This window comes from Pseudomonas mosselii (assembly GCF_005796105.1).
Taxonomy (GTDB): Bacteria; Pseudomonadota; Gammaproteobacteria; order Pseudomonadales; family Pseudomonadaceae; genus Aquipseudomonas; species Aquipseudomonas mosselii_C.
The window spans coordinates 176990-189948 of sequence record NZ_VAUO01000009.1 but is presented as its reverse complement, the minus strand read 5'-3'; the positions used below and the strand labels follow the sequence as shown (position 1 = coordinate 189948).

The 12959-nt window shown below is 64.1% G+C and carries 9 protein-coding genes; 4 read left to right on the top strand and 5 right to left on the bottom strand.

The annotated features are described in order from the left end of the window. The first annotated feature begins 54 nt into the window (after nt 1-54). Nucleotides 55-1092 (top strand): OmpA family protein, encoded by a 1038-nt coding sequence (locus FEM01_RS18660; protein WP_138220951.1) that lies wholly within the window; start codon nt 55-57, stop codon nt 1090-1092. A 166-nt stretch (nt 1093-1258) separates the two neighbouring features. On the opposite strand, the gene FEM01_RS18655 is transcribed toward FEM01_RS18660, so the two are convergent. From FEM01_RS18655 to FEM01_RS18640, 4 genes are all read right to left on the bottom strand, one after another. Then, nucleotides 1259-2917, bottom strand: coding sequence for a bifunctional protein-serine/threonine kinase/phosphatase (locus FEM01_RS18655; protein WP_138220950.1), 1659 nt, complete (start codon nt 2915-2917; stop codon nt 1259-1261). After that, the gene (locus FEM01_RS18650; RefSeq protein ID WP_138220949.1) at nt 2914-4125 is read right to left on the bottom strand and encodes a nitrate/nitrite transporter; all 1212 of its coding nucleotides are present in this window, start codon (nt 4123-4125) and stop codon (nt 2914-2916) included. The genes FEM01_RS18655 and FEM01_RS18650 overlap by 4 nt, the downstream gene beginning before the upstream one ends. Before the next feature lie 190 nt (nt 4126-4315). Then, nucleotides 4316-4894, bottom strand: a complete 579-nt coding sequence (locus FEM01_RS18645) for an ANTAR domain-containing response regulator (protein ID WP_138220948.1) — start codon at nt 4892-4894, stop codon at nt 4316-4318. A 10-nt stretch (nt 4895-4904) separates the two neighbouring features. After that, nucleotides 4905-6119 carry a CmpA/NrtA family ABC transporter substrate-binding protein gene (locus FEM01_RS18640; protein ID WP_138220947.1) on the bottom strand — a complete coding sequence of 405 codons (1215 nt, stop codon included), beginning with the start codon at nt 6117-6119 and terminating at the stop codon, nt 4905-4907. 126 nt (nt 6120-6245) lie between these two features. Here FEM01_RS18640 and FEM01_RS18635 point away from each other — a divergent pair, with 126 nt between their 5' ends. Then, nucleotides 6246-7268 carry a quinone-dependent dihydroorotate dehydrogenase gene (locus FEM01_RS18635; RefSeq protein ID WP_138220946.1) on the top strand — a complete coding sequence of 341 codons (1023 nt, stop codon included), beginning with the start codon at nt 6246-6248 and terminating at the stop codon, nt 7266-7268. 121 nt (nt 7269-7389) lie between these two features. On the opposite strand, the gene rmf is transcribed toward FEM01_RS18635, so the two are convergent. Then, the gene (gene rmf / locus FEM01_RS18630; RefSeq protein ID WP_003248687.1) at nt 7390-7605 is read right to left on the bottom strand and encodes a ribosome modulation factor; all 216 of its coding nucleotides are present in this window, start codon (nt 7603-7605) and stop codon (nt 7390-7392) included. A gap of 549 nt (nt 7606-8154) precedes the next feature. On the opposite strand from rmf, the gene rlmKL reads away from it, so the two are divergent. Together rlmKL and FEM01_RS18620 are read left to right on the top strand one after the other, a co-directional pair. Then, nucleotides 8155-10347 carry a bifunctional 23S rRNA (guanine(2069)-N(7))-methyltransferase RlmK/23S rRNA (guanine(2445)-N(2))-methyltransferase RlmL gene (rlmKL, locus tag FEM01_RS18625; protein WP_138220945.1) on the top strand — a complete coding sequence of 731 codons (2193 nt, stop codon included), beginning with the start codon at nt 8155-8157 and terminating at the stop codon, nt 10345-10347. 98 nt (nt 10348-10445) lie between these two features. Then, on the top strand, nt 10446-12842 hold the full coding sequence (locus FEM01_RS18620; RefSeq protein WP_138220944.1) for a sensor domain-containing diguanylate cyclase: 2397 nt from the start codon (nt 10446-10448) through the stop codon (nt 12840-12842). Nucleotides 12843-12959: the final 117 nt, after the last annotated feature.

The following is a 12959-nucleotide window of genomic DNA, read 5'->3' as shown; positions in this document are numbered from 1 at the left end:
GTCCCCCGGATTTTGGTGGGACTGCTTAACTATCACCAGATGGGGATTTAACGGATGAAACTGAAAAACACCTTGGGCTTGGCCATTGGTTCGCTTGTAGCCGCCGCTTCGTTCGGCGCTCTGGCACAAGGTCAAGGCGCCGTCGAAGTTGAAGGCTTCTACAAGAAAGAATTCTTCGACAGCCAGCGCGACTTCAAAAACGACGGCAACCTGTTCGGCGGCTCGATCGGTTACTTCTTGACCGACGACGTTGAACTGCGTCTGGGCTACGACGAAGTACACAACGCTCGTGGCGAAGACGGCAAGAACATCAAGGGCTCGAACACCGCCCTGGATGCCGTTTACCACTTCAACAACCCGTACGACGCCATCCGTCCGTACGTATCGGCTGGTTTCTCGCACCAGTCCCTGGGCCAGACCGGCCGTGGTGGTCGTAACCAGTCCACCTTCGCCAACGTTGGCGCTGGCGCCAAGTGGTACATCACCGACATGTTCTACGCCCGTGCTGGCGTTGAAGCCCAGTACAACATCGACCAGGGCGACACCGAGTGGGCCCCGAGCGTTGGTATCGGCCTGAACTTCGGTGGCAGCCCACAGCGCACTGCTGAAGCTGCTCCTGCTCCAGTTGCCGAAGTCTGCTCCGACAGCGACAACGATGGCGTCTGCGACAACGTCGACAAGTGCCCTGACACCCCAGCCAACGTTACCGTTGACGCTGACGGCTGCCCGGCTGTTGCCGAAGTCGTTCGCGTTGAGCTGGACGTCAAGTTCGACTTCGACAAGTCGGTCGTCAAGCCAAACAGCTACGGCGACATCAAGAACCTGGCTGACTTCATGAAGCAGTACCCACAGACCACCACCACCGTGGAAGGTCACACTGACTCCGTTGGTCCAGACGCTTACAACCAGAAGCTGTCCGAGCGTCGTGCCAACGCTGTCAAACAAGTCCTGACCCAGCAGTACGGCATCGAATCGAGCCGTGTTGACTCGGTTGGCTACGGTGAGACCCGTCCGGTCGCCGACAACGCCACCGAAGCTGGCCGCGCCGTTAACCGTCGCGTAGAAGCTCAGGTAGAAGCCCAGGCCAAGTAATTGGTTTGATGCTTCACGAAAAACCCGGCCTTGGCCGGGTTTTTCTTTGCGTGAAATTTCTCAAGGCAAACAACGTCCCCCAGGATCTCAGCCCCATGCACCTGGGGCTGCTGCGCAGCCCTTCGCGGCACGAGGCCGCTGCTACAGGGGCGCGGTGTCTACTTATTCAGTGCTTGAGCAGCACTAGCAGCAACAGCAGATTCAGCGCCAGCGCCAGTAGGGCGATGGTGCGCCACACTTTGAGCGGTTCGCGTTCCAGTAGCGGGCGTGGACGTTCTACCGATTCCTGGCGATCGCCACGTTCGAGCAACAGCAACCATTGCTCAGCGGTCTCGAAGCGCTGTGCAGGCTCCGCGGCCACCGCCTGCAACAGGTTGCGTTGCAGCCATTCTGGAAGGTCCGGCCGGTAGCGCGCGGGATTGATCGGCACGCCGAAGCGCGGGCGCTGGAAGGCTTCGACTTCGCCGTAGGGGTAGTGTCCGGTGAGCAATCTGTAGAGTGTCACGCCCGCCGCGTACAAGTCCTGGCGGGGGCCTGGAGGGGCGCCTTCGAAGGCCTCTGGGGCAATGAACGACGGGGTGCCGGGCAGTGCGTTGGGCGGATCTTCGGACAGGCCAGGGCAGTAGGCCAGGCCGAAATCCAATAGGCGCAACTGACCATCGCTGCCCAAGTGCAGGTTGTCGGGCTTGATGTCACGGTGCAGCAGGTTGCGTCGGTGCAGCACCCCCACCGCCTGCAACAGCTGCCGGGCGACTTCCAGCCATTGGGCCAGCGGCATCGGCGGGTGCCCGGCGAGGGTAAGTCCGGGGTACTCGCGCATCAGGTAATACAGGTGCTGACGTTGCCCGGCGGGGTGCACTTCAGGAAAGTGGCGGCCCGCCAACCGACGCAGGAACCACTCCTCCAGCAACAGTGCCTGGGCCGCGCCGGGTTCCTGGTCGCGGGCCTGGGGCAGGGTCTTGAGCAGCCAGGGCTGGCCCTGGCTGTCCTGGACCCTGTACAGCAGCGCCTGACGGCTGTGGGCCAGCAGGCTGCCAACCTGCCAGCCATCGATCAATTGGCCCTCGCGCAGGGCGCCGGGCAGCGGCCAGTGCTGCAATTGTGCAAGGGTATCGCCGAGATTGGCGGCGCCCACGGCATCGACCTGGACCAGCAGCGCGCTGGCGTTGTCCTGGCTGCCTGCGTGGTGAGCGGTGGCTACCAGGGTATCGGCGGCCTCCTGCAGATCGGGGTGCTCGCGCAAGATGGTCTGGATGCGTTGATCGCCCAAACAGGCCCAGACCCCATCGCTGAGCAAAACGAAGCGTTCGCCCTCGTTCAACTCGCCCTCGCGGTAGTCCACCAGCAGGTGCTGGTCCAGGCCCAGGGCACGCTTAAGCACGTGCTGCATGCCGGGTTGGTCCCAGACGTGGTCCTCGCTCAGGCATTGCAGGCGTCCGGCCTGCCAGCGGTAGACCCGACAGTCGCCGACGTGGGCGAGCGTGAAGCGTCGTCCGCGCAGCACCAAGGCGCTGAGGGTGGTCAGCAGAGGCTGGCCGTTGCCTTGGGCGCGCAACCAGCGGTTCTGCGCCAGCAGCAACTTGTCCAGTGCCTGTGCCACGCCCCAGGTCGCGGGGGTGGCGTAATAGTCCAGGGCTAGCGCCTGCAAGCTGGCGCGCGCCGCCAATCCGCCGTCGGCGCACTGGCTCACACCATCGGCCAGGGCAAACAGGTAGCCCTTGCTGGCCGCCAGCTCCGGCGCCGGAGTGACCAGGCGCAGGGCGTCCTGGTTTTCCTCGCGAGGGCCGGTGGCGCTGGCTTGGGCGAAGCTCAGGCGCAAGTTCATACCCGTGCTGCGGTGACTGCTGCCGAGCCCCAGGTGGTGCGCCAGCGCTGCTTGACGCCGTGCAGGCCGAACCAGGCCAGCACGCCGAGGCTTGCGAACAGCCACAGCCCCAGTTGGTAGTCGCCGCTGTGCTGCTTGATCGCGCCAAGGCCTGCGGCCAGCAGGAAGCCGCCGATACCACCGGCCATCCCGATCAACCCGGTCATGACCCCGATCTCCTGGCGGAAACGTTGCGGCACCAGTTGGAACACCGCGCCATTCCCGGCGCCCAGCCCGAGCATGGCGCTCACGAACAGTGCCAGGGCGGCGGCTGCGCTGGGTAGGTTGAAGCCCACCGCAGCGATGCACAGGGCCGCCACGCTGTACATTGCCAGCAGCGTGCGAATGCCGCCGAAGCGGTCAGCCATCGCGCCGCCGAGTGGACGCATCAGGCTGCCGGCAAACACGCAAGCGGCGGTGTAGTAGCCAGCGGTCACCGGGCTCAGGCCGTACTGGTCGCTGAAGTAGCCGGGCAGGGCGCTGGCCAGGCCGATGAAGCCGCCAAAAGTGACGCTGTAGAAGAACATGAACCACCAACTGTCGCGATCACCCAAGGCTTTGAGGTAATCGGCCATAGCCTTGGGCTTGGGACGCTGGGGGGCGTTGCGCGCGAGCAAGGCGAACAGTGCCAGGGTCAGCAGCAGCGGCAGCACGGCGAAACCGAACACATTGGTCCAGCCAAAGCTTGCCGCCAGCACTGGCGCCAGCAGGGCGGCGAACACCGTGCCCGAGTTACCGGCCCCGGCGATGCCCATTGCCTTACCTTGATGTTGGGGGGGATACCACTGCGAGGCCAGCGGCAAGGAGACGGCGAACGAGGCGCCGGCCACGCCGAGGAACACGCCCAGCAGTAGGGCGTGTTCATAGCTGTGAACGCCCAGTTTCCAGGCGCAGGCCAAGGCGACGATCACGACCACCTGGCCGATCAGGCCGGCGGTCTTGGGCGACAGGCGATCGACCAGCAAGCCCATGATGAAGCGCAGTACGGCACCCGCGAGGATCGGCGTGGCCACCATCAGGCCGCGTTGTTGGGCGGTCAGGTGCAAGTCGGCGGCAATTTGCACCGCCAGGGGGCCGAGCAGGTACCAGACCATGAAGCTCAGGTCGAAGTACAGGAAGGCGGCGAACAGCGTGGGCACATGCCCGGATTTCCAGAAGCTCGTATTCATCGAACACCTCGTTCGGCGTACAACGTAAAGGGCGGAAACGAAAAAGACGCCGCTACCCGGTCCACTTGCGTGGAGGGGAGCGACGTCTTTGTCGGAGAGTGTGGGGCAACCGCCGTTGGCTACCTGAGGTTCACTGAGCAAGAGCCGGGCCAATGTTGCACGTGGCAGGTTCGATGGCTCGGCAGATGTGCTATCCGCCGAGCATCTCCGACATGGCGATGATCTGCTCGGCCACCTGGATCAACTTCTGCTGACGGCTCATGGCTTGGCGGCGCATCAAGGTGTAGGCCTGTTCCTCGTTGCACGACTTCATTTTCATCAGCAAACCCTTGGCTTGCTCGATGCGCTTGCGTTCGGCCAACTGCTGGTCGCGCGCCAGCAGTTGGGCCTTGAGCGCCTGGTCGCTCTCGAAGCGGGCCATGGCCACATCGAGGATTGGCTGCAAGCGCGTGGCCTGGATGCCTTCGACGATATACGCGCTGACGCCGGCCTGGATCGCCTGGCGCATGGCCGTTGGATCATGCTCGTCGGTGAACAGCACGATGGGGCGAGGACGGTCGCGGCTGACCATCACCACCTGTTCCATCACATCGCGTCCCGGTGACTCGGTATCGATCAGCACCACGTCCGGGTGCACCGTTTCGACGCAGGCCGGCAGGTCGATGGTCAGTCCGGTGGCCTCGATCACTTCGAAGCCGGCTTCGACCAGCGCGGCTTTGAGGCGGCCGACTTTCTTTTCGGTGTCGTCGATCAACAGAACCCGTAGCACGGCCATCTCCTCAGCGCCCCACGCGAGCAGGGGCGCCCGCGTCCAGTGCATGCAGGCTGAAGCTGCGTGCGTAGCCATAAGGGTCGCTGCCGTCCCAGCGGCTGCCATCGATCAGCAGACTGCTGCGCATCGGCGCCTGGGCGCAGGGCACGTCCAGTGCGTCGGCGGCCTCGCGGTACAGGTCCAGTTGCTGGACCTGCTGCGCCACGCCGAGGTAGTCCGGGTCCTCGCGCAGGATGCCCCAGCGGCGGAACTGAGTCATGAACCACATGCCATCGGACAGGTACGGCAGGTTGGCCCGGCCTTGGTCGAACAGGCGCAGGGCATGGGCGTCTTGCCAGTGATTGCCCAAGCCATCCTGATAGTCGCCCAGCAGCCGTCCTTCGATGCTCGCCACGGCGGTGTCCAGGTAGCCGCTGGCGCTGAGCAGCTGGGCCGTGCCACGCCGGTTCTCCAGGCTGCCCTCGATGAATCGGCTGGCGCTGAGGATTGCCTTGATCAGGGCTCGCGCGCTGTTGGGATACTGTTCGACGAAGCCACGCGCGCACGCCAGGACTTTTTCTGGATGGTCCGGCCAGATCGACTGGCTGGTGGCCAGGGTAAAGCCTTGGTGTTGCGCCACGGCGTTGGCCGCCCACGGCTCGCCCACACAGAAGCCGTCGATACGCCCAGCCTGCAGGTGGGCGACCATCTGCGCCGGTGGCACCACCACGCTGTCGACGTCGAACAGCGGGTGGATGCCTTGGCTGGCCAGCCAGTAATACAGCCACATGGCGTGGGTGCCGGTGGGGAAGGTCTGGGCGAAGGTCAGGCGCGCACCGCCCTGGTGCACCAATCGGGCTAGCGCCTCGGGATTGGTCACGCCCTTGCGTTGCAGGGATGCCGACAGGTTGATGGCCTGGGCGTTCTGGTTCAGCCCCATGAGCACCGCCATGTCGCGGGCGGGGCCGCCGGCAATCCCCAGTTGCACGGCATACACCAACCCGTACAAGCAGTGGGCGGCATCCAGTTCGCCGCTGACCAGCCTGTCGCGCAGCCCGGCCCAGGATGCCTGGCGGTGCAGGTTGAGGGTCAGGCCCTGCTGTTGGGCAAAGCCCTGGGTTGCGGCCACGACCACCGAAGCGCAGTCGCTCAAAGCCATGAAACCGATGTCCAGGCTGGGTTTTTCCGGCGCGTCGCTGCCGTTGACCCAGGCCAGCGGTGATGTCGGGAGGGGGGTATTCAAGGAAAACCTCGGGGTTTCGGATGGGGCTGCATACCGGCTTCGAAGCAACCCATGTGCCAGGGCCCTGTCGCCCTGGCGGCACGCTGGCTATAATCGCCCCCTCACACACCGCGAGTCCGCCCGCCCATGTATACCCTGGCCCGCCAGCTGCTGTTCAAGCTCTCCCCGGAAACCTCCCACGACCTGTCGCTGGACCTGATCGGCGCTGGAGGCCGTCTGGGCCTCAACGGCCTGCTGTGCAAACAGCCTACGGCGTTGCCGGTCAATGTCATGGGCTTGAACTTCGCCAACCCTGTCGGCCTGGCCGCAGGGCTGGACAAGAATGGCGCGGCCATCGATGGCTTTGCCCAACTGGGCTTCGGTTTCGTCGAAATCGGCACCATCACCCCGCGCCCGCAGCCAGGTAACCCCAAGCCGCGCCTGTTCCGCTTGCCGGAGGCGACGGCGATTATCAACCGCATGGGTTTCAACAACCTGGGGGTCGATCACCTGCTGGCACGGGTACGCGCAGCCCGTTACAACGGCGTGCTGGGCATCAACATTGGCAAGAACTTCGATACCCCGGTCGAGCGCGCCCAGGATGATTACCTGATCTGCCTGGAGAAGGTCTACAACGACGCCAGCTACATCACGGTCAACGTCAGCTCGCCAAACACCCCGGGCCTGCGCTCGCTACAGTTCGGCGACTCGCTCAAGCAACTGCTCGATGCCTTGGCCGAGCGCCGCGAGCAGTTGGCCAGCGCCAACGGCAAGCGTGTCCCGCTGGCCATCAAAATTGCCCCGGACATGAGCGATGAAGAAACTGCCCTGGTGGCCGCTGCGCTGGTTGAGTCGGGCATGGACGCAGTGATCGCAACCAACACCACGCTGGGTCGTGAAGGGGTCGAAGGGCTGGAGTTCGGCGCTGAAGCGGGTGGCCTGTCGGGGGCACCGGTACTGGAAAAGAGCACGCACACGGTAAAAGTGCTGGCAGGCGAGCTGGCCGGTAAACTGCCGATCATCGCAGCCGGTGGTATTACCGAGGGTCGCCATGCGGCTGAGAAGATCGCCGCCGGTGCGAGCCTGGTGCAGATCTACTCGGGCTTCATCTATAAGGGCCCGGCACTGATCCGCGAAGCGGTGGATGCGATCGCAGCGATGCCGCGTTGAGGGCGGGCGTCTGCAAAGCGGTGTGAGGCGCGATAAAAAAGGGGCCCCGTATGGGGCCCCCTGGGCCGCAGCCCGCCGCACGGATAGTGCGCGCATGGTGACTCGAATTCAGTGTCCTCGTTCAGCCAACGGCGTGATTTTCGTTGAGTCTATGAATGCCAGCAGTGCCGGTCATGCCGTCCCAGTTGTCGCCGCGACCTTCACGCCAGCCGTTGATCCAGGCTTGGCGAACAGAGGGAAGATTGAAGGGGCAAAGTTCGCGGGATTTGCCGGTGACCCCATACTGGTAGCCACGTGAATATGCTCTTTCCAACGGATCACGCTTAAGTCTTCTCATAGGGTGTTGCCCTCACTTGTTGACTGTAATGTCCCGTCGGCCTCTCCGAGGCCGGGCAGAATCGTTCTGCCGGTGTGCGCCCGCTGCCGGCGTGGCGGGCTGAAAGTGCCGCCCCTTTGCGGAACGGCCTGAGACCAGTTCTAACGAATGAGCGTCACAGTGGGAATGATCGATTTGTCATAAGGACGTAACGTTTTCGTGGCTACGGGGATAAGTAAACGAATGCGACTGAACCGCGTTCGCGGCTAACCCAGCTAAGATTGGGCTTCTGGCGAAGTTGACGTCATTTTGCCAGCGCCGTCAGTCGCTGGCGGTAATAATCAGTAATACGACGAAGGGTCATATCCTGGCGCTGCGTCGAGGAAATTTTCGTACTGCCGGATGATCAAAGCCTGCGCGCCACCGCGCGACAGGTTGCCACTGTCCGGTGGCCTGGCCTGGCGAGTGCTTCGCAGGCCACCTGCGGGTCTGTCGAAAGGCCGCGCAGGCAAACAGCGGCAGCCGATGCGTCGGCCTGCCATCTACCTAGCCCATGGCTCTGGATGACACATGTCGGACCGTTTCGAACTTTATCTCACCTGCCCCAAAGGCCTTGAAGGCCTGCTTGCCGATGAGGCCCGTCAGTTGGGGCTGAGCGAGGTGCGTGAACACACCTCGGCCATTCGCGGCGATGCCGACATGGAAACCGCCTACCGCCTGTGCCTGTGGTCGCGCCTGGCGAACCGGGTATTGCTGGTGCTCAAGCGCTTCTCGATGAAGAACGCTGACGACCTGTACGACGGTGTCCACGGGTTCGACTGGACCGATCACCTGGCAGCCGACGGGACCCTGGCGGTGGAATTCAGCGGGCATGGCTCGGGCATCGACAACACCCATTTCGGTGCCTTGAAAGTCAAGGATGCGATCGTCGACAAGCTGCGCAACCGCGAGGGCTTGCGCCCGTCCGTAGACAAGCTCGATCCGGATGTCCGGGTGCATCTGCGCCTGGACCGAGGCGAGGCGATCCTCTCGCTGGACCTGTCTGGCCACAGCCTGCATCAGCGCGGCTATCGCCTGCAGCAGGGTGCCGCGCCGCTTAAGGAGAACCTGGCTGCCGCCGTGCTGATCCGCGCCGGATGGCCCCGCATCGCGGCTGAGGGTGGCGCCCTGGCCGACCCGATGTGTGGCGTGGGTACTTTCCTGGTCGAGGCGGCGATGATCGCCGCCGACATCGCGCCCAACCTCAAGCGCGAGCGCTGGGGCTTCAGCGCCTGGCTCGGGCATGTGCCGGCCCTCTGGCGCAAGCTGCACGACGAGGCGCAGGCCCGTGCCCAGGCCGGACTGGCCAAGCCGCCGCTGTGGATTCGCGGCTACGAGGCCGACCCACGGCTGATCCAGCCGGGGCGCAACAACGTCGAGCGTGCCGGGTTGGGCGATTGGGTGAAGATCTATCAGGGTGAGGTGGCCAGCTTCGAGCCGCGCCCAGACCAGAACCAGAAAGGCCTGGTCATCAGCAACCCGCCCTACGGCGAGCGTCTGGGTGATGAGGCCAGCCTGCTGTACCTCTATCAGAACCTCGGCGAGCGCTTGCGTCAGGCCTGCATGGGCTGGGAAGCCGCGGTGTTCACTGGCGCGCCGGAGTTGGGCAAGCGCATGGGTATCCGCAGCCATAAACAGTACGCGTTCTGGAACGGCGCGTTGCCGTGCAAGCTGCTGCTGTTCAAGGTGCAGCCTGATCAGTTCGTCACGGGCGAGCGGCGTGCGGCCCAGCCGCAAGACGGCGAGGCGCCACGCCAGGCGCCGCTGGCCAGTGAGCCGGCGCGGCTGTCCGAAGGTGCGCAGATGTTCGCCAACCGCCTGCAAAAGAACTTCAAGCAGTTGGGCAAGTGGGCCCGCCGCGAGCAGGTGGACTGCTACCGGGTGTACGACGCCGACATGCCCGAGTACGCCCTGGCAGTGGACCTGTACCACGACTGGGTGCACGTGCAGGAATACGCCGCGCCCCGCTCGGTCGACCCGGACAAGGCCCAGGCTCGCCTGCTCGACGCCCTGGCGGCGATCCCGCAGGCGCTGGGCATCGACCAGCAACGCGTGGTGCTCAAACGCCGCGAGCGCCAGAGCGGCACTCGCCAGTACGAACGCCAGGCCACCGAGGGGCGTTTCCAGGAGGTTAGCGAAGGCGGCGTCAAGCTGCTGGTCAACCTGACCGACTACCTGGATACCGGTCTGTTCCTCGACCACCGCCCGATGCGCATGCGCATCCAGCGCGAGGCCGCCGGCAAGCGTTTTCTCAACCTGTTCTGCTACACCGCCACCGCCTCCGTGCATGCGGCCAAGGGCGGTGCGCGCAGCACCACCAGTGTCGACCTGTCCAAGACCTACCTGGACTGGGCGCGGCGCAACCTCTCGCTTAACGGTTTCTCCGAGCGCAACCGCCTGGAGCAGGGCGATGTCATGGCCTGGTTGCAGAACGCGACCGACAGCTACGACCTGATCTTCATCGACCCGCCGACGTTCTCCAATTCCAAGCGTATGGAAGGGGTGTTCGATGTGCAGCGTGATCATGTCGAGTTGCTCGACCTGGCCATGGCCCGTCTGGCACCTGGCGGCGTGCTGTACTTCTCCAACAACTTCCGCAAGTTCCAGCTCGATGAGCACTTGGCGACGCGCTATGCGGTGGAGGAAATCAGCGCCCAGACGCTGGACCCGGACTTCGTGCGTAACAATCGCATTCACCGCGCCTGGCAATTACGCCTACGGTGAGTCACAAGGGGCTGGCGTCGCTGCTGGCCATTGGCTATAAGTAGGGCAGGGCTGAACCATTCGCAGGACGCTGAAGCTGAAGTTGCTGAGAGCCCTCTATGTGGAAGGTACCTGCAAAGTGGATTGGCCCGCTCGGTGACGAGTTGTCGGCCTGGGGCGTGGCGATGGCCGCGCTGGTCGCCGGTGGTTTGCTCACCGGCGCGCTGGCACTCGCCACCCAGTCGTTCTATACCCAGCAGTTGCGCCAGCGCTTCGAGCTGTTGGCCAGCGAGCGCTACAGCCGTATTGCCGAACGTTTCGAGGAGCAGGAGCAGCGCCTGGACGGGCTGCGCCGTTTCGTCAGTTATTCCACCGAAATCACGCCCAGCGAGTTCGCCGGCTACACCCGTCCGTTGCTGCGCCGTACCCAGGCGTTCTCCTGGGCGCCGCGGGTGGAGGGCAAGCAGCGTCAGGTCTTCGAGCGCCAGGCGCGCGAGCGTCTAGGGCAGCCTTACGCGATTCGTGATCGTAGCGCCGAAGACGGCTGGCAGGTCGCGCCGCCGCGTGAGGTGTATTACCCGATCCTCTACACCCAGGCGGTCAACCGGCAGGACCAACCTTATGGTTTGGACCTGCTGGGTCAGCCGCTGCGTGCAGCCACCCTGGCACGTGCCACTCGCCCTGACAGCATGGCGGTGTCGGCGCCGATGGACATGCTCAGCGTGCATGTCCAGTCCGGCTACCCCCTTGGCTTGTTGATCGTCGCACCGGTGTTCACTGGCGCGCACTCTGCAGGCGACGCGCCCAGCGGTTATGTGATGGCTTTGCTCAGCGTGCACCAACTGATCGCCGAGAGCCTGCCGACCGAGGCCGACGATGACTTGGTGGTGCGTATCTACGACCTGTCCACCGACAATGCCCATGAAGTGCTATTCGATTCAGGCAACGCACCAGCACCGATGGCGCTGGTCAGCAGCCAACTGCTACGCCTGGCCGATCACCACTTCCAACTGGACATCCGCCCCAGCCAGGACTTCCTGCTGGCCAATCGTTCCTCGGCGGTACCTGTGGTGAGCCTGTTGGGCGGATTGCTGAGTGTGCTGCTGGCGGTGCTGCTGTACAGCTTGTTCAGCCAGCGTCAGCGCGCCCTCGAACTCGTAGCGCGGCGCACGGCCGAGCTGCGGGTGAGCGAGCAATCGCTGCGCGAGACGCATAACCAGTTGCGTAACGTGCTCGACGCCGCGACTCAGGTGGCGATCATCGCCACCACGCTCAAGGGGGTGATCGGGACGTTCAATGCCGGCGCTGAGCGCATGCTCGGCTATGCGGCCGATGAGGCGCTGGGGCGCCTGACCCTGGAAGATCTCGTCCAGCCCGAAGAGCTGCATCGACGTGCGCATGCCCTGAGCCTGCGTCATGGGCGCGACATCGATGCCGGTCAGGCGATGTTCGCCGAGACCTTGCAGGAGGGAGGGGTACAGTCGGGCGAGTGGACCTTGGTGCGCAAGGACGGCAGCCACTTACTGGCCAACATGCTGGTGACCGCTGTGCTGGACGAACAGGGCTTGTGGGTCGGTTACCTGGCGATCTGCATCGACGTCACCGAGCAGCGCCGGGTGCACGAGGCGCTGGCAGCCCGCGACCGGTTGTTGAAAAAACTCAGTGCCGAAGTGCCGGGCGGGATCTACCAGTATCGCTTGGATGCCGATGGCCATTCGTGCTTCCCCTATGCCAGCGAGGGCCTGCTGGATATCTACGAGATCGATCTGCACGTGCTGCGTGAGGATGCCTGCGCTGCGTTCGAGCGGATCCATCCTGATGATCTGGAGCGGGTTCGGCTTTCGGTGCGTTACTCGGCCGAGCACCTGACCCCGTGGCGCGAGGAGTATCGGGTGCGTTTGCCCCGAGCCGGCCTGCGCTGGGTTCGTGGAGAGGCGACACCGGAAATTGGCGAGCACGGCTGTACGATTTGGCATGGCTACCTGACGGATATTTCCGACCTCAAGCGGGTGGAGGAGGAGTTGCGTGCCTTGGCCATCACCGATGTGCTGACGGGGATCTACAACCGGCGTTATTTTCAGGACCGGCTGCGTATCGAGTTGGATCGCGCACGCCGCGAGCGTCTGGATCTGGCGGTGATCATGCTGGATATCGATCACTTCAAGCGGATCAATGACCAGTTCGGGCATGCGGTGGGTGATGTGGTTCTGCGTAGCTTGTGCCAGCGCATTAGCCACCGGTTGCGACGTACCGATGTGTTTTGTCGCCTCGGGGGAGAAGAGTTCATGGTGCTATGTCCGGGCAGCGATGCCGAGCAGGCCAAGCAACTGGCCCTGGAGCTGTGGCAAGGTGTGCGTGGTGTGCCGGTGGAGGGCGTTGGGCGAATAACGGCGAGCTTCGGGGTAGCGGGCTGGCGAGAAGGCGAGGGGGCGGATGCCTTGCTGTTACGCGCCGATGCCGGGGTCTACGCGGCCAAGCAGGCTGGGCGGGATCGGGTCGAAGGAGAATTGCCTTGAGGTGCGGGGTGTCACTGCGTATTTCGAGGAAGTTGTGTATTCGTTCACGCGACTGACTGGATCGCCATCGCGAGCGAATACACCCGCGACGGCGCCAGAACAGACGCTGCCTGACTA